The 17,139-nt window shown below is 59.1% G+C and carries 13 protein-coding genes and 4 tRNA genes; 11 read left to right on the plus strand and 6 right to left on the minus strand.

Translation table 11 applies throughout. The features are described from left to right. Positions 1 to 66: 66 nt before the first annotated feature. From HX814_RS23340 to HX814_RS23350, 3 genes are read right to left on the minus strand one after another with little or no spacing between them, the layout of a single operon-like run. The gene (locus HX814_RS23340) at positions 67 to 1,485 is read right to left on the minus strand and encodes an efflux transporter outer membrane subunit (protein WP_177009556.1); all 1,419 of its coding nucleotides are present in this window, start codon (positions 1,483 to 1,485) and stop codon (positions 67 to 69) included. Continuing rightward, positions 1,469 to 2,635 carry an efflux RND transporter periplasmic adaptor subunit gene (locus HX814_RS23345; RefSeq protein ID WP_003207841.1) on the minus strand — a complete coding sequence of 389 codons (1,167 nt, stop codon included), beginning with the start codon at positions 2,633 to 2,635 and terminating at the stop codon, positions 1,469 to 1,471. Before HX814_RS23345 ends, HX814_RS23340 begins: the two co-directional genes overlap by 17 nt. Next, the gene (locus HX814_RS23350) at positions 2,625 to 5,846 is read right to left on the minus strand and encodes an efflux RND transporter permease subunit (RefSeq protein WP_087693205.1); all 3,222 of its coding nucleotides are present in this window, start codon (positions 5,844 to 5,846) and stop codon (positions 2,625 to 2,627) included. The genes HX814_RS23345 and HX814_RS23350 overlap by 11 nt, the downstream gene beginning before the upstream one ends. Positions 5,847 to 6,062: 216 nt before the next feature. On the opposite strand from HX814_RS23350, the gene HX814_RS23355 reads away from it, so the two are divergent. Further along, positions 6,063 to 6,473 carry a hypothetical protein gene (locus HX814_RS23355; RefSeq protein ID WP_102369542.1) on the plus strand — a complete coding sequence of 137 codons (411 nt, stop codon included), beginning with the start codon at positions 6,063 to 6,065 and terminating at the stop codon, positions 6,471 to 6,473. A 4-nt stretch (positions 6,474 to 6,477) separates the two neighbouring features. On the opposite strand, the gene HX814_RS23360 is transcribed toward HX814_RS23355, so the two are convergent. Then, complete coding sequence (locus HX814_RS23360) at positions 6,478 to 6,639, minus strand: hypothetical protein (protein WP_003207847.1); 162 nt, start codon at positions 6,637 to 6,639, stop codon at positions 6,478 to 6,480. A 263-nt stretch (positions 6,640 to 6,902) separates the two neighbouring features. Between HX814_RS23360 and HX814_RS23365 the strand changes: the two genes are divergently transcribed. After that, complete coding sequence (locus HX814_RS23365; RefSeq protein ID WP_023658984.1) at positions 6,903 to 7,532, plus strand: peptidase C39 family protein; 630 nt, start codon at positions 6,903 to 6,905, stop codon at positions 7,530 to 7,532. A gap of 47 nt (positions 7,533 to 7,579) precedes the next feature. On the opposite strand, the gene pbpG is transcribed toward HX814_RS23365, so the two are convergent. Next, positions 7,580 to 8,512, minus strand: a complete 933-nt coding sequence (pbpG, locus tag HX814_RS23370; RefSeq protein WP_003207851.1) for a D-alanyl-D-alanine endopeptidase — start codon at positions 8,510 to 8,512, stop codon at positions 7,580 to 7,582. Between the two features lie 209 nt (positions 8,513 to 8,721). After that, complete coding sequence (gene folD / locus HX814_RS23375; protein WP_010166832.1) at positions 8,722 to 9,576, minus strand: bifunctional methylenetetrahydrofolate dehydrogenase/methenyltetrahydrofolate cyclohydrolase FolD; 855 nt, start codon at positions 9,574 to 9,576, stop codon at positions 8,722 to 8,724. A gap of 230 nt (positions 9,577 to 9,806) precedes the next feature. Between folD and HX814_RS23380 the strand changes: the two genes are divergently transcribed. The 9 genes from HX814_RS23380 to HX814_RS23420 all read left to right on the plus strand — a co-directional run bounded on the left by HX814_RS23380 (position 9,807) and on the right by HX814_RS23420 (position 17,093). Then, positions 9,807 to 9,883 (plus strand) — tRNA-Arg (locus HX814_RS23380). Positions 9,884 to 9,915: 32 nt separating this feature from the next. Further along, positions 9,916 to 9,991: transfer RNA gene (locus HX814_RS23385), tRNA-His, on the plus strand. A 56-nt stretch (positions 9,992 to 10,047) separates the two neighbouring features. Next, positions 10,048 to 10,132: transfer RNA gene (locus tag HX814_RS23390), tRNA-Leu, on the plus strand. 82 nt (positions 10,133 to 10,214) lie between these two features. Beyond that, a tRNA-His gene (locus HX814_RS23395) sits at positions 10,215 to 10,290 on the plus strand. Between the two features lie 401 nt (positions 10,291 to 10,691). Further along, positions 10,692 to 12,002: a trigger factor gene (gene tig, locus HX814_RS23400; protein WP_008431940.1), complete on the plus strand. Its 1,311-nt coding sequence runs from the start codon at positions 10,692 to 10,694 to the stop codon at positions 12,000 to 12,002. 92 nt (positions 12,003 to 12,094) lie between these two features. Then, complete coding sequence (gene clpP / locus HX814_RS23405) at positions 12,095 to 12,730, plus strand: ATP-dependent Clp endopeptidase proteolytic subunit ClpP (RefSeq protein WP_003174822.1); 636 nt, start codon at positions 12,095 to 12,097, stop codon at positions 12,728 to 12,730. Between the two features lie 112 nt (positions 12,731 to 12,842). Then, positions 12,843 to 14,126, plus strand: coding sequence for an ATP-dependent Clp protease ATP-binding subunit ClpX (gene clpX / locus HX814_RS23410; RefSeq protein ID WP_003207856.1), 1,284 nt, complete (start codon positions 12,843 to 12,845; stop codon positions 14,124 to 14,126). Positions 14,127 to 14,277: 151 nt separating this feature from the next. Then, positions 14,278 to 16,674, plus strand: coding sequence for an endopeptidase La (lon, locus tag HX814_RS23415; protein ID WP_003207858.1), 2,397 nt, complete (start codon positions 14,278 to 14,280; stop codon positions 16,672 to 16,674). A 146-nt stretch (positions 16,675 to 16,820) separates the two neighbouring features. Then, positions 16,821 to 17,093 carry an HU family DNA-binding protein gene (locus tag HX814_RS23420; RefSeq protein WP_003174819.1) on the plus strand — a complete coding sequence of 91 codons (273 nt, stop codon included), beginning with the start codon at positions 16,821 to 16,823 and terminating at the stop codon, positions 17,091 to 17,093. The last annotated feature ends 46 nt before the right edge of the window (positions 17,094 to 17,139 follow it).

Below are 17,139 nucleotides of genomic sequence, written 5' to 3' on the forward strand. Positions count from 1 at the left end.
CTGACCCACCGCCTTCGCGAGCAAGCCCGCTCCCACAGTTGATCACTGTCGTTCTTGAGACAGGTATCAGGCGTCGGGCAACCAGCCGCCGCCCAGCGCCGTCACCAAACCCACACTCGCCTGCAACTGCCGCGTCTGCACCGCCTGCAACGTGCGCTGCGCCTGCAACGCCGCCGTCTGCGCCGTCACCACATCCAGGTAACTCACAGCCCCCGCCTGGTAACTGTTCATCGCCAGTGCCTGTGTGTGCTCGGCGGCATTCGCGGCGGCTTGTTCGTCCATCGCCTCCTGCTGCAAGTCGCGCAGTTGCCCAAGGTTGTCTTCCACCTCACGCACGGCTCTTAACACCTGGCTGCGATAGTGCGCCGAAGCCTCTTCAAACTCCGCCTTGGCCTGGCGCTCATTGGCGCTTAACCGGCCGCCATCAAAGATCGGCAGATTCACCAGCGGCCCCAGCGCCCAATACCGATTGGCGGCGGAGAACAAGTTGCCCACACCTTGGGTCTGCCCGCCAATCAAGCCGGTCAAACTGAAATCCGGGTACCACGCCGCCTTGGCCACGCCGATATTCGCGTTGGCCGCAAACACCCGTCGCTCGGCTGCCGCGATATCCGGCCGGCGTTGCAGCAGGTGGCTCGGCAGTTGTTGCGGAATCCCCGGCAGCGCGATCAATTGCTTGCTCGGCGGCAGCTGGAATTCACTGGCGGATACGCCCACCAATTCACCAATCGCATGCTCGGTGAGATTGCGTTGACCGCGCACATCGTCAAGCTGCGCCTGTGCTTCAGCCAGCTGATTCTGCGCCCGGGTCAGGTCGAGCTCCGAGGCGATCTGCCCCTCGTACCGGCTGCGGGTCAGTTTCAGCGCCTGGCCAAAATCATCCAGCGAACTGCTGAGAATCCGGCTCTGGGCATCCAGCCCGTTGAGCTGCACGTACAGCGTTGCCAACTGATGCTGCAGGCTCAGGCGTGCCACCGCCAAATCATCCCCGGAGGCTTGGGCCTGTGCATCGCCAGCCGCCACCTGGTTGCGGATTTTGCCCCACAGATCCAGATCGAAGCTCAGCGCAAACCCCGCCGTGTTGCTGTTGTACACCGAAGGCTGGGTATCACCCCGCAGTGGCCGATTGTCCGATTGCCGCTGGCGCAACGGTTGCGCGCTGGCGGTTATTTGCGGGAACAGCCCGGCATGCAGTTGGCTGGCATACGCTTGTGACGCATCGAAATGCGCCAACGCTGCGGCCAGGTCCGGGTTGGCCTTGAGCAGTTGTTCCTGCAGGTCGTTCAGGCGCGGGTCCTGGTAAAGCTGCCACCACTTCGGCGCCAGTTGGTCGGACGGTTGCGCGCTGTGCCACGGACCGTCGCTGGTCTGTTCGCGGTAGTTGGCCGGCAGGTCGATGGTCGGCGCCTTGTAGGTGGGCGCCAGCGAGCAACCGTGCAGTGCCACCAATACCAGGGCCGCGAGGGGTTTAAGCCTTGGGCGCATGGGCACCTCCGGCATCGGCCATTTGCACGGCGTCGCCTTCGCGCAGTGCGTCGGGTGGGTTGTCGACTACGCGGTCAGTGGGTTTCAGGCCCTGGTCAATCACCAGGCGCTCGCCGAGGTCGAGGCCGATGTGGATGTCTTGCAGGTGCACGTGGTTCTTGGCGTCCAGTACCGCGACCTGGGTACCTTCGGCGCGGAAGATCAGGGCGCTGGCCGGGATGCTCACGCCATGGGTATCCGCCGGAATCGCCAGGGTGGCTTCGGCGTAGTCGCCGGGCAGCAACTTGCCGTCCGGGTTGTCGGCCACGAACTGTGCGAGCAGGGTGCCGGAGCGGCGGTCGATGGCGGTGGAGTCGCCCATCAGCTTCGCGCTGAAGTGTTCGCCGGGGTGCTCGGGTACCGTCAGTTGGGCGGCCAGCCCGGGATGAATCACCGCGGCGTAGTTCTGCGGCACCGGCACGTAGAGGCGCAGTTGGTGGGTGTCGGCGATGTCGAACAGTTCCGGATCGCTGTCGCTGTCAGCCTTGATCAACTGGCCGATGTCGGTGTTGCGCGCGGTGATCACACCGGCGAATGGCGCGCGAATGGTCTTGTAGTCTTCCAGCGCCGAGAGCCGCGCATAGTCAGCCTCGGCGGCCTGGGCGTTGGCCTTGGCCGCCAGCGCGTTGGAGGTTTTTTCATCGGCCTCCTGGCGCGATACCGAATGGCTGTCCAGCAGGTTTTTCCAACGGGTGGCAGTGGTTTCTGCCAGTCGTGCGTTGGCCTGTTCCTGCACCATGCGCGCGTGGGTTTGCGCCACTTGCTGGTCGAGGTCGGGGCTGTCGATCTCGGCGAGAATCTGCCCGGCCTTGACCTGGCTGCCGATGTCGACTTTCCAGTCTTTCAGGTAACCGCTGACCCGTGCATGAATCGGTGCCTTGCTCCAGGCTTCCAGATGCGCGGGCAGGCGCAGGGTGTCGCCGGCCGCGTTCTGTTTGGGCTGGAACACCAGCACCTGCGGCACGGCGGCGGTTTCGGTCCAGGCGGTGACGGATTTTTCATGCATCGTACGGGCGTGCAGGCCGTTGGCGACCAACAGGGCGGCCAGTGTCAGGCCGCCGACACCCATGAGCATCAGACGCTTGCGCGAGGGTTTGTGATCAGACGACATGTGAAGTTTCTCCAGCAGCAGCGCGAGTAGGGTGACGACCGTGGACCAGGCTGAAGACCACGGGTACAAACAGCAAAGTGGCAGTGGTGGCGAGGATCAGGCCGCCGATCACGGCACGTCCCAGCGGCGCGTTTTGTTCTTCGGACAAGGCCAGCGGCAACATGCCGATGATCATCGCCAGGGCGGTCATGCAGACTGGGCGGAAACGGGTGTAGCCGGCTTCCAGTGCGGCCTTGAGTGCATCGCCATGTTCGGCCAGGCGCTCTCGGCAGAAGCTCACCACCAGGATCGAGTTGGCGGTGGCCACGCCCATACAGAGGATGGCCCCCGTGAGTGCGGGCACCGACAATGACGTGCCGCTGAGGAACAGCATCCACACGATCCCCGCCAGCGCTGCCGGCAGTGCGGTGATGATCACGAACGGGTCAGTCCAGGACTGGAAGTTGACCACGATCAGCAGGTAGATCAGCACCACCGCACCGAGCAGGCCGAAGCTCAAGCCGTTGAACGCTTCATGCAGCGCATCGATCTGCCCGTGCAGGCTGATGGTCGCGCCTTTGGGGCGCATCGGGGCCATGTCGTTCAGCACCTTTTGCACATCGCTGGCGACGCCGCCGAGGTCGCGGCCTTGCACGTTGGCGTACAGGTCCAGGGTCGGTTCGATGTTGTAGTGGGTCACCACCGCCGGGCTTTGTACCCGCGAAATGGTCGCTACGCCGCCGAGGATCTGCGACTGCCCATCGGCACCGGTCACCGGCAATGCTTCCAGGGAAGGCAAGCTGTCGAGGCGGTACTGCGGGGTTGCGGCCACGATCGAATACGACACGCCGTTGGCCGGGTTGAGCCAGAACGTTGGTGCGGTTTGCGAGCTGCCGGCCAGGGACGCAACCATGCTGTTGGTTACGTCACGCTCGGTGATGCCCAGGCCGTTGGCACGCATGCGGTCCACGTTGACTTGCAGTGACGGGTAGCCGGTGGACTGCTGGATGCGCAGGTCGGCAATGCCCGGTATGTGTTTCAGGCGACGTTCCAGTTCGATGGCGTAGGCGCGGTTTTCTTCATCGCTGCGCCCGGAGATTTTCACGTCCAGCGGGGCCGGCGAACCGAAGTTGAGGATCTGGCTGCTGATGTCTGCCGGGAGGAATGCGAACTGGCTGCCGGGGAAGCTTTCGGGCAACGCTTCACGCAGTTTTTTCACGTAGTCGGCGGTGGGCGCATGGTCCTTTTTCAGGGTGACCTGGATATCGCCGTCCTGTGGGCCGATGGTGCCACTGCTGCTGTAGGCCATGTCGATGCCGCTCAGCGGGATGCCGATGTTGTCGACGATGGTGTCCAGTTCGTCGGCCGGAACGATCTCGCGAATCCGCGCTTCGATCCGGTCAAAGGCCGCCGCGCTTTCTTCGATGCGTGTGCCCAGCGGCAAGCGCACGTGCAGGGCCATGGCACCGGCGTCGGTGGCCGGGAAGAAGTCCTGGCCCAGGCTTGGCAGCAGCAGGAACGAGGCGAGGATGCACGCCAGGAAGCCGATGATGAAGCGCTTGCGGGCGCCGAGGGCCAGGGTCAGCAGGCCGTGGTAAACGTCCCGCACGTTGGAGAAGTGACGCTCAAAACCCTGCTGGAAATTCAGCACCGATTGCAGCACCGCGTTGCGCTGCGGTTTGTGCTGGTCGCCCTCGTGATGGTTGATGAATTCATCTTCCGGGTGATGACCTTCACCTTGCTCCGGCACGTGCGGCTTGAGCAGGAACATCGCCAGGGTCGGCACCAGGGTTCGCGACAGAATGAACGAGCTGGCCATGGCGAAAATCACCGCCAATGCCATCGGGCGGAACAGGTAGCCGGCGATGCCTTGCAGCATGAACATCGGCACAAACACGATGCAGATACACAGCAGGGACACGAACGCCGGGCCGACGATTTGCTTGGCGCCGTCGAGGATCGCGTCCTTCACCGCCTTGCCTTGTTCCAGGTGCCAGTTGATGTTCTCGATGGTCACTGTGGCGTCGTCCACCAGGATCCCCACCGCCAACGCCAGCCCGCCGAGGGTCATGACGTTGAGGGTTTGCCCGGTGGCCGCCAGCAGGGCGATGGCCGACAGTACCGCGAGGGGAATCGACGCGGCGATGATGATGGTCGAGCGCCAGCTGCCGAGGAACAGCAGGATCATCGCACTGGTCAGCAAGGCGGCGATGATGCCTTCCTGGGCCACGCTGCCCACCGACTGTTTGACGAACACCGAGGCGTCGCCGAGCAGCGAGGTCTTCAGCGACGGCGGCAGGGTTTCATTGATGCGCGGCAGCATCTGGCGGATGCCGTCGATGATCGACAGGGTGGAGATGCTGCCGTTTTTCAGGGCCGGCATCAGCACCGCACGGTGGCCGTCGACGCGCACGATGTTGGTCTGCGGCGGCGAGCCGTCACGCACGTGGGCCACCTGGCCGATGGTGATGATCGCACCGTCGACTGTCTTGATCGGCAAGTCGTTGAGCTCATCAATCGCCTTCGGGCTGTTGTTGAGCAAAATCGTGTATTCGTTGGGGCCGAGTTTGGCGGTACCCACCGGGATAATCTGGTTCTGCAGGGCCAGGGCGTTGCCTACGTCCTGCGCCGAGAGGCCTTTGGCGGCCAGCGCCTGTGGGTCGAGGTCGAGGGTGATCTGGCGTTGCTTGCCGCCCATTGGCGTGGGCATGGCCAGGCCGGGCAGGGCGCTCAGGGGCAAGCGGATGTTGTTCTGCACCAGGTCGCGGATCTTCGCTTCCGACAAGCTGGGGCTGGAGAACGCCATCTGCAGAATCGGCACCGTAGAGGCGCTGTAGTTGAGGATCAGCGGCGGCGTAATGCCCGGTGGCATCTGCTTGAGCACGGTTTGTGACACCGCTGTTACCTGGGCGTTGGCGGTGCGGATATCCACGCCGGGCTGGAAGAAAATCTTCACGATGCCCATGCCGGGTAACGACTGCGATTCAATGTGCTCGATGTCGTTGACGGTGGTACTCAGGGAGCGTTCGTAGGTGTAGATCACGCGACCGGCCATGGCGTCCGGAGACAGGCCGTTGTACTGCCAAACCACCGCAACGACGGGGATGCCAATATCGGGAAATACGTCAGTGGGGGTACGCAAGGCCGCCATGGGCCCGATGATGCAGATGAAAATTGCCAGCACGATAAACGTGTAGGGCTTGAGCAGTGCGGTCTTTACCAGCCCGAGCATGCCGTAACCTCCAAAGGAGTTGGATTGCAAACGCTCGCAGTCTTGACGGACCCACCTAACACGCACCTTTCAGCCAGGTGAAGGAAGATTTAGTTAACGGCTGAAGATCCTTTCATATGTATTCATTTGTTCAACAATGGTGACAGTAACAAGCTGGATACCGATCGAACGGGAGCTGTTTCGCCTGTTCACTCTTTATCCATTTGGAGTTCTGCCATGTCTCTTAAACCCTTGTTGTTGATCCCGGCCTTGAGTGCGGTCCTGTTGTTGTCGGCGTGTGCCGGCCCGATGCCGAAGGCGGACCCGAGCGAAGCCTGGATCGGCTTGCAAGAGGAGGCACCCAACGACCTGATGGCCGAGCGGGTAGACGGTAAAAACATTAATGATGGCCGCTACTTCGAAGTGAAACCCGGCGCGCATCGCCTGGACGTCACCTTGTTTGAAGAAGAGGCGGGGGATGATAACCAGCAGGATTGTCGCGGGCATGTGACCTACGGCAACTTCAAGGCCGGCGAGCATTACACCCTGGTGGAATCCAGCCTGGGTACGTCGGTGCGTGCCGAGTTGAAGGATAGCCACGGCAAGGAATTGGCGCAGACCGAAGACTTCAGTTGCATGCCTGGCTAAGGCGTCAGGCGTGGTGCCCGGCGGGTTTGTGCAGCTTGCCGGGTGCTGCGGGTTTTACGTGGGGGTGATGGTGCCGGCGGGTCACGCGCATCACGCCCCACAGCATGGCGGCGGCGACGGCCAGCCAGCCACAGATCAAAAGCAGAATCGTTGTTGTCAGGCTCATAAGTGCCTCCTTTCGCCCGGTGCCGGGCACACACTGTCTTCTCAATGGACAGTCTAGCTATCCGCAGGTTGCCTGCTATTGACCAATGGTCGTGTGCGTCCAACTTGTTTGCTCTATCGCCGGCCTTTTACTGCGCTGCAAGGCTATACCCGCGCCCCGGAGCGTCCTATGATCAGGGCCCACGTCGACCGTTGATCAAGTGAGTGAAGAAGTTGCGGTTTCCCTCGAACATTAAAACCTCCTGGTGGGTCGCCGCCTGTTTCATGGGGCTGGCGGCCTGTTCCTCGCATCCAAAACCCACGAGCATCCCGGGCCTGCCGGAGAGTGTCGAGCTCAAGGGCGTGCCGGCGTTTCGCGGTGAGACTTACCTCGGTGGCCCAGCCGCTCTGGCCAGCATGCTGTCTCAACAAGGCATTGTGATTACACCGGGGCTATTGGATAAGCCACTGCATTTGCCGGGCGCTGAAGCGGACCTTGAGCGCAACATGCAGGTGCTGGCCCGTGAATACGGGATGTTGGTGTACCCGCTGGAAGATCAACTGCCGGCGCTGCTGGCACAGGTCGCGGCCGGGTACCCGGTGATGGCGCGTATCACCCAGGGCTCGACCTTCTGGGCCGGGCCGCGGTATGTCGTGGTGGTGGGTTACAACAAGCAGAAGAGCATGGTGTTGCTGCGTTCAGGCTTGGCGCGGCGCATGCCGATGGATTTCAGTGCGTTTGAGTCGGCGTGGAAAGACGGCGGCAAGTGGGCGGTACTTATTCAGCGGCCCACCCAGTTGCCGGTCAAGGTCGACGCCCAGCGCTGGCAGCAGGCTGCCAGCGCCACGGCCCAGGCGGGCCAGGAGCAGGCGGCGGCCCAAGCAGTCAAGACACTGGCCAGCCAGGCCAAATAAAAAAAACGGCGCTCAAGGGCGCCGTTTTTTATGTGTCTGTTTACGAATCAGCGGGATTCGGTGACCTGAACATTCGCCCGTGGGCGGTTCTTCAGGTTTTTGTCAGCCTTGTAGCGCAATGCGACGTCTGGCACCGAGCCGCTCTTGCCGGTTTCGACCCAGCTGCGGATGCGCCCGGCATCGGCAAAGTGGGTGAATTTGCCGAAGGCATCGAGGATCACCAGCGACACCGGGCGATTACCCATGCTGGTCACCAGTACCAGGCAATGGCCGGCCTGGTTGGTAAAGCCGGTCTTGGTCAGCTTGATGTCCCAGTTGGCGCGGTTGATCAGGTGGTCAGTGTTGGAGAAACCCAGGGTGTAGTTGGGTTTGCGGAACGAGACGGTCTTTTCCTTGGTGGTGCTCAACTGGCTGAGCATCGGGTACTTGCGTGCGGCGGCCAGCAGCTTGCTCAGGTCGCGGGCGGTGGACACGTTATGGATCGACAGGCCGGTAGGTTCCACATAATGGGTACTGGTCATGCCCAGTGCCTTGGCCTTGGCGTTCATCGCTGCAATGAAGGCCGGGTAGCCGCCCGGGTAGTGGTGGGCCAGGCTGGCGGCGGCGCGGTTTTCCGAGGACATCAGGGCAATCAGCAACATCTCCTTGCGCGGCATCTCGCTGCCGATCTTGACCCGGGAGAACACGCCTTTCATCTCTGGCGTGTCCTTGATGTTGATGTCGATGTATTCATCCATGTTCTGCTTGGCTTCCAGCACGATCAGGCCGGTCATCAGTTTGCTCACCGAGGCGATCGGCACGATGACATCCGGGTTGCTGGCATAGATGACTTTGTTGGTCTGCAGGTCTACCACCATCGCACTGCCGGAGGCGATGTGCAGGGTGGACATGTCGCGGGGAGCGGTGGTGGTTTCGCTTGCGCTCGCGAAGGTGCCTGTCAATGCAAAAAATAGGCTGACAATGGAAAGATGAATTTTCACGCGGATGAACTCGCTAAAAAAAGTAGGGATATACCGTTCTGCACGGACTTTCTGATAAATGCCGTTACATTTTAGGAGTATGGATCAGAAACTGTCGAATGTTCTTCTGAAAACAGATGAAACCCCTTAAAAACAAAGAAAAAACTACTTTTTATCCGGCCAATAAAAAGCCCTGCGATAAGGCAGGGCTTTTTCAGAGCGGCTGGTTATTAGCTGTGCAGGGTTTCGGCTGCGTACAGGGTATTTTCCAGCAGGCAGGCACGGGTCATCGGGCCGACACCACCGGGTACCGGGGTGATCCAGCCGGCACGGGGCAGGGCGGTTTCGTACACCACGTCGCCCACGAGCTTGCCATCGTCCTGGCGGTTGATGCCCACGTCGATGACGATGGCGCCCTCCTTGATCCACTCACCCTTGACCAGGCCCGGCTTGCCGGCGGCGACGACCACCAGGTCGGCGCGGCCAACGTGGCCGGCCAGGTCCTTGGTGAAGCGATGAGTCACGGTCACGGTGCAGCCGGCCAGCAGCAGTTCCATGGCCATCGGGCGACCGACGATGTTCGAGGCGCCGACGACGACGGCATCCAGGCCATACAGATCGACGCCGGTGCTTTCCAGCAGGGTCATGATGCCCTTCGGGGTGCACGGGCGCAGCAGCGGGATACGCTGGGCCAGGCGGCCGACGTTATAAGGGTGGAAACCGTCGACGTCCTTGTCCGGGCGGATGCGTTCGAGCAATTTCGACGCGTCCAGATGCTCGGGCAATGGCAGTTGCAGCAGGATGCCGTCGATGGCCGGATCGTCGTTGAGGCTGTCGATCAGGTCGGTGAGGGCCTGTTGGGTGGTGTCTTCAGCCAAGTCGTAGGCTTTGGAAATAAAGCCGACCTCTTCACAGTCTTTACGCTTGTGCGAGACATAAACCTGAGAGGCAGGATCGCTGCCGACCAGGATCACCGCGAGGCCCGGCGTGCGCAGGCCTTGTTGGCTGCGCTCGGCGACTCGTTTGGCGATCTGCTGGCGCAGGCTGGCGGCGATTGATTTGCCGTCGATAAGTTGTGCAGTCATTACGCGTGATTAACCATCGAGAGGGGGAAGAAAAGTGCGCGCATTCTCGCATGCCATGGCGTGAGGGCAAAGGCGCTTGGTCTGCAAATTCCCCTAACCCCTTAAATAAAATGAATTTTTTATAAAAAGGATTTGACGGGTTTCGGGTCCATCTATACTATTCGTCGCACTTGTCGGGCACAGCCTAGCACTGGTTAGTTTGTAATCCTCCAAGAGTACAGATTAATAAGGCGCCCGTAGCTCAGCTGGATAGAGCATCCGCCTTCTAAGCGGATGGTCGCAGGTTCGAGTCCTGCCGGGTGCGCCATTAGGCAGCTTTGGCACAAGTAGCGCAATATGGTGGGCGTAGCTCAGTTGGTAGAGCACGGGATTGTGACTCCCGTTGTCGAGGGTTCGATCCCCTTCGTCCACCCCATATTTAAAAAGGCGCCAGATTAATAGTCTGGCGCCTTTGCTTTAAAAGCTTCAAGCGCGGATGTGGTGGAATTGGTAGACACACTGGATTTAGGTTCCAGCGCCGCAAGGTGTAAGAGTTCGAGTCTCTTCATCCGCACCAAATAAAGTTTCGTGAAGGCCTGCGGGTTGGCGCGAAGCTCAACAAATAGCCTTTTTGACGGGCTTTTTGGTCACGCAATATGGTGGGCGTAGCTCAGTTGGTAGAGCACGGGATTGTGACTCCCGTTGTCGAGGGTTCGATCCCCTTCGTCCACCCCATATTTCGAAAGGCGCCAGATTAATAGTCTGGCGCCTTTTTTGTTTCAGCGGTTTGAGTTTCAACGCAGTCGCAGGTGTTGGGCTGCAGGGCAGGGCGTTTCGTCGTATTTATGTTTCACGATGATGCCGCACTGCCTGCCGGCCTTGTCCGCAGGGTCGGTTGTCAGGGAGATGATTGGCAACCGCTTCTATATATAGAAGGGTTGGCGCAGAGCCCTGGCATGATGGGATGTATTTGCCACCGGGGCGAGCTGCACTCGTGCATTCGCACCTATAAATTGCCTGCTGTTTTTTTACCCGTTTTCAGTAGGGTGACTTCTTGAGTTTGACCCACTAGAATGCATGCCCTTGATTCTGGGGTCGGAAACGGCCAGCTAACGTCTGTGCAACGAGGAATATCCATGCAAGTTTCTGTTGAAAATACTTCTGCTCTTGAGCGCCGCATGAGCATCACCGTGCCGGCCGAGCGCATCGAGACCCAGGTCAACAAGCGTCTGCAGCAGACTGCCCAAAAGGCCAAGATCGCTGGTTTCCGTCCAGGCAAAGTGCCAATGAGCGAAATCAAGCGCCGCTTCGGTGCTGATGCACGTCAGGAAGCTGTAGGTGACGTGATCCAGGCTTCCTTCTACGAAGCCGTTGTCGAGCAAAAGCTGAACCCGGCTGGCTCGCCTTCCATCGAGCCCAAGTCCCTGGAAGCAGGCAAGGATCTGGAATACGTTGCAATCTTCGAAGTGTTCCCTGAGTTCGAAGTTGCCGGTTTCGATTCGATCGCCATCGAGCGCCTGAGCGCTGATGTTGCTGACTCCGACCTGGACAACATGCTGGAAATCCTGCGCAAGCAGAACACCCGTTTTGAAGTGGCCGATCGTGCTGCCCAGAACGAAGACCAGCTGAACATCGATTTCGTTGGCAAGGTTGACGGCGAAGCATTCGCTGGCGGCTCCGCCAAGGGTACTCAGCTGGTGCTGGGTTCCAACCGCATGATTCCTGGTTTCGAAGACGGCCTGGTTGGCGCCAAAGCCGGCGAAGAGCGCGTTCTGAACCTGACTTTCCCGGCTGACTATCAGAACCTGGACCTGGCTGGCAAAGCCGCCGAGTTCACCGTGACCGTCAACACCGTTTCCGAGCCCAAGCTGCCGGAACTGAACGAAGAGTTCTTCAACCAGTTCGGCATCAAGGAAACCGGCATCGAAGGTTTCCGCACCGAAGTTCGCAAGAACATGGAGCGTGAACTGCGCCAGGCGATCAAATCCAAGGTCAAGAACCAGGTGATGGACGGTCTGCTGGCTGCCAACCCGATCGAAGTGCCGAAGGCCCTGCTGTCCAACGAAGTTGATCGTCTGCGCGTGCAGGCTGTTCAGCAGTTCGGCGGCAACATCAAGCCTGACCAACTGCCGGCCGAACTGTTCGAAGAACAGGCCAAGCGCCGCGTTGTACTGGGTCTGATCGTGGCTGAAGTGGTCAAGCAATTCGACCTCAAGCCTGACGAAACCCGCGTTCGCGAAATGATCCAGGAAATGGCTTCGGCCTACCAGGAGCCTGAGGCTGTTGTGTCCTGGTACTACAAGAACGACCAGCAGCTGAACGAAGTGCGTTCGGTTGTGCTGGAAGAGCAAGTTGTGGATACTGTTCTGCAGAAGGCTAAGGTGACCGATAAAGCGGTCTCTTACGAAGAAGCAGTCAAGCCGGCTGAAGCAGCACAAGCCGACTGATCGCTCAACTCGTTTGAAAATACACCCATAAGCCAGCCTCGCGCTGGCTTATGCGTATTCAAGACATGACTATTTGGGAGTAACTGCAGAGCATGTTCCGTAATTCGTATATTCAGCAGAACTCTGATATCCAGGCCGCTGGCGGCCTGGTCCCGATGGTTGTCGAGCAATCTGCTCGTGGCGAACGCGCCTATGACATCTACTCGCGCCTGCTCAAGGAGCGAGTGATCTTTCTGGTTGGTCCGGTAGAGGACTACATGGCCAACCTGATTTGTGCGCAGCTGCTGTTCCTTGAAGCGGAAAATCCGGACAAGGACATCCATCTCTACATCAACTCCCCGGGCGGCTCGGTGACAGCGGGCATGTCGATCTACGACACCATGCAGTTCATCAAGCCGAACGTATCGACCACCTGTATCGGTCAGGCGTGCAGCATGGGTGCTTTCCTGCTGACCGCTGGTGCTGAGGGCAAGCGTTACTGCCTGCCGAACTCACGCGTGATGATTCACCAGCCACTGGGCGGTTTCCAGGGCCAGGCATCGGACATCGAAATCCATGCCAAGGAAATCCTCTTCATTCGTGAGCGTCTCAACACGCTGATGGCCAAACATAGCGGGCATACCTTGGAAGAGATCGAGCGCGACACCAACCGTGACAATTTCATGAGCGCCGAAGCGGCTCGTGAATACGGGTTGATCGACGCAGTGATCGAAAAGCGCCCCGCTTAATATAAGCAGCTCAAAATAGGGCTGGTCGGCAGGTCCGACCACCAGTGGACTTGAAAAAGCCCTCAATAGCCTTCATCTTGTGTTGCAAGCCTATCGGATTTGGATCGAACGAATGACTGACACCCGCAACGGCGAGGACAACGGCAAGCTGCTCTATTGCTCCTTCTGTGGCAAAAGCCAGCATGAAGTACGCAAGTTGATTGCCGGCCCCTCGGTCTTTATCTGCGACGAGTGCGTCGACCTGTGCAATGACATCATCCGTGAGGAGGTGCAGGAAGCCCAGGCCGAAAGCAGCGCGCATAAATTGCCTTCGCCTAAAGAAATCAGCGGCATCCTTGATCAGTATGTGATTGGTCAAGAGCGTGCAAAGAAGGTTCTGGCCGTAGCGGTGTACAACCACTACAAGCGTCTGAACCAGCGTGACAAGAAAAGTGACGACGTCGAGCTCGGCAAAAGCAACATCTTGCTGATCGGCCCTACAGGCTCGGGTAAAACCCTGCTTGCAGAGACCCTGGCTCGCCTGCTGAACGTTCCCTTCACCATCGCCGACGCAACCACTCTTACCGAGGCCGGTTACGTAGGTGAAGACGTCGAGAACATCATTCAGAAGCTGCTGCAGAAATGCGACTACGACGTGGAGAAGGCCCAGATGGGCATTGTCTACATCGATGAAATCGACAAGATTTCGCGCAAATCCGACAACCCGTCGATCACCCGGGACGTTTCCGGTGAAGGCGTGCAGCAAGCGCTGTTGAAACTGATCGAAGGCACGGTTGCTTCCGTACCGCCACAAGGCGGCCGCAAGCACCCGCAGCAGGAATTCCTTCAGGTTGATACGCGCAACATCCTGTTCATCTGTGGCGGTGCGTTCTCCGGCCTGGAAAAGGTTATTCAAAACCGTTCCACCCGTGGCGGCATTGGCTTCAGTGCAGAAGTACGCAGCAAGGAAGAAGGCAAGAAAGTTGGTGAATCCCTGCGTGAAGTCGAGCCTGACGATTTGGTCAAGTTCGGTCTGATCCCGGAATTCGTTGGCCGTCTGCCGGTCCTGGCGACGCTGGACGAGCTGGATGAGGCTGCGTTGATGCAGATCCTCACCGAGCCGAAAAACGCCCTGACCAAGCAATACGCCAAGCTGTTCGAGATGGAAGGTGTGGACCTCGAGTTCCGCGCTGACGCGCTCAAATCGGTGGCCAAGCGGGCACTGGAGCGCAAGACCGGCGCCCGTGGTTTGCGCTCGATCCTCGAAGGCGTACTGCTCGACACCATGTACGAAATCCCCTCGCAGTCCGAGGTGAGTAAAGTGGTGATCGACGAAAGCGTTATAGAAGGCAAGTCCAAGCCACTGTATATCTACGAAAACAGTGAGCCGGCTGCCAAGGCTGCGCCAGACGCGTAAGCGTTGCACCGCCGAGCTGTACAAAATAAAGGGGCCTTAAGGGGCCCCTTTGTTTTTACTGCGTTTAACTGATGCCATTACGCTTGTTTTTTTTGCAGGCAGCCCCCATCTTGGTTTCAAGCTTACTTTCATCTGTCATAGAGGCGAAATCATGAAGACAACCATCGAATTGCCTCTCCTGCCGTTGCGTGATGTCGTCGTCTATCCGCACATGGTTATCCCGCTGTTCGTGGGGCGCGAGAAGTCTATCGAAGCCCTCGAGGCCGCGATGACGGGCGACAAGCAGATCCTGCTGCTGGCCCAGAGAAATCCTGCTGACGATGATCCGGGCGAAGATGCCCTGTATCGCGTTGGTACCGTTGCAACTGTCCTGCAACTGCTCAAGCTGCCTGATGGCACCGTCAAGGTGCTGGTGGAAGGCGAGCAGCGCGGTGCGGTCGAGCGCTTCATGGAAGTGGACGGCCACCTGCGTGCCGAAGTGGCGCTGATCGACGAAGTCGACGCCCCTGAGCGCGAATCCGAAGTGTTCGTTCGCAGCCTGCTGTCCCAGTTCGAGCAATACGTGCAACTGGGCAAGAAAGTCCCCGCAGAAGTCCTCTCTTCCCTCAACAGCATTGATGAGCCAAGCCGCCTGGTCGACACCATGGCCGCGCACATGGCGCTGAAAATCGAGCAGAAGCAGGACATTCTCGAGATCATCGATTTGTCGGCCCGGGTCGAACACGTCCTGGCGCTGCTGGATGCCGAAATCGACCTGCTGCAGGTTGAGAAGCGCATTCGCGGCCGTGTCAAAAAGCAAATGGAGCGCAGCCAGCGCGAGTACTACCTGAATGAGCAGATGAAGGCCATTCAGAAAGAGCTGGGCGACAGCGAGGAAGGCCACAACGAAATCGAGGAGCTGAAAAAACGCATCGATGCCGCCGGCCTGCCGAAAGACGCGTTGACCAAGGCCACTGCCGAGCTGAACAAGCTCAAGCAAATGTCGCCGATGTCGGCCGAAGCCACCGTGGTTCGTTCGTACATCGACTGGCTGGTGCAGGTGCCGTGGAAGGCCCAGACCAAGGTGCGCCTGGACCTGGCCCGCGCCGAAGATATTCTCGATGCCGATCACTACGGCCTCGAAGAAGTCAAGGAGCGCATCCTCGAATACCTCGCCGTGCAAAAGCGCGTGAAGAAGATTCGTGGTCCGGTGTTGTGCCTGGTCGGTCCTCCTGGTGTGGGTAAAACCTCGCTGGCGGAGTCGATTGCCCACGCCACCAACCGCAAATTCGTGCGCATGGCCCTGGGCGGTGTGCGTGATGAAGCGGAAATCCGTGGTCATCGCCGGACTTACATCGGTTCGATGCCAGGAAGATTGATTCAAAAGATGACAAAGGTGGGTGTGCGCAACCCGCTGTTCCTGCTCGATGAAATCGACAAGATGGGCAGCGACATGCGTGGCGACCCGGCGTCTGCTTTGCTGGAAGTGCTCGACCCCGAGCAGAACCACAATTTCAACGACCATTACCTGGAAGTCGACTACGACCTGTCCGACGTAATGTTCCTGTGCACCTCCAACTCGATGAATATTCCGCCAGCCTTGCTGGACCGGATGGAGGTGATTCGTCTGCCGGGTTACACCGAAGACGAGAAGATCAACATCGCCGTCAAATACCTCTCGCCCAAGCAGATTGCGGCCAACGGCCTGAAAAAAGGCGAGATCGAATTTGATGCCGACGCGATCCGCGACATCATTCGTTTCTACACCCGCGAGGCCGGTGTACGGGGCCTTGAGCGTCAACTGGCGAAGATCTGCCGCAAGGCCGTGAAGGAACATGCGCTGGAAAAACGCTTCTCGGTGAAGGTCACCGCTGACCTGCTGGAACACTTCCTGGGCGTGCGCAAATTCCGCTACGGCCTGGCTGAGCAGCAGGACCAGGTAGGCCAGGTCACTGGCCTGGCGTGGACCCAGGTGGGCGGCGAATTGCTGACCATCGAGGCCGCCGTGATCCCGGGCAAAGGGCAACTGATCAAGACCGGTTCCCTGGGTGACGTGATGGTTGAATCCATCACCGCCGCGCAGACCGTGGTGCGCAGCCGCGCCAAGAGCCTGGGGATCCCCCTGGACTTCCACGAGAAGCACGACACCCACATCCACATGCCGGAAGGGGCAACGCCGAAAGACGGTCCTAGCGCAGGCGTAGGCATGTGCACGGCACTGGTATCAGCCCTGACCGGCATTCCGGTGCGCGCCGATGTCGCCATGACCGGGGAAATCACCCTGCGTGGCCAGGTACTGGCCATTGGTGGCCTCAAAGAGAAATTGCTGGCTGCACACCGCGGTGGTATCAAGACCGTGATCATTCCTGAAGAGAATGTTCGCGACTTGAAGGAGATTCCTGACAACATCAAGCAGGATCTGCAGATTAAACCGGTTAAATGGATTGACGAGGTCCTGCAAATTGCGCTGCAATACGCGCCGGAGCCCTTGCCGGATGTGGCTCCGGAGATAGTTGCAAAGGATGAAAAACGCGAGACTGACTCTAAGGAAAGAATTAGCACGCATTAATACGTTTAAGCCTGGGGGCTTCCTTGACAGCTTTTTAGAGCCCTTGTTATAAAGCGGCTCTTAAGTGTCTGTAGGCCATTCAGCACTGGTTTTTGCTTTCACCAAAAAACTTAGAATCATACTCAATAGATATAAGGGGACTTAGAGTGAACAAGTCGGAACTGATTGATGCTATCGCTGCATCTGCTGATATCCCGAAAGCCGCTGCTGGCCGTGCGCTGGACGCAGTAATCGAATCCGTCACTGGCGCTCTCAAGGCCGGCGACTCTGTGGTACTGGTTGGTTTCGGTACTTTCTCTGTGACCGATCGTCCAGCTCGCACTGGCCGTAACCCACAGACTGGCAAGGCTCTGCAAATCGCCGCTGCCAAAAAACCAGGTTTCAAAGCCGGTAAAGCCCTGAAAGAAGCCGTTAACTAAGCTTCGCTCAAGCCTTACCCATCCGGGTCGGACGCAGGTCTGACCT

The organism is Pseudomonas sp. C8002, assembly GCF_013385765.1.
Classification (GTDB): domain Bacteria; phylum Pseudomonadota; class Gammaproteobacteria; order Pseudomonadales; family Pseudomonadaceae; genus Aquipseudomonas.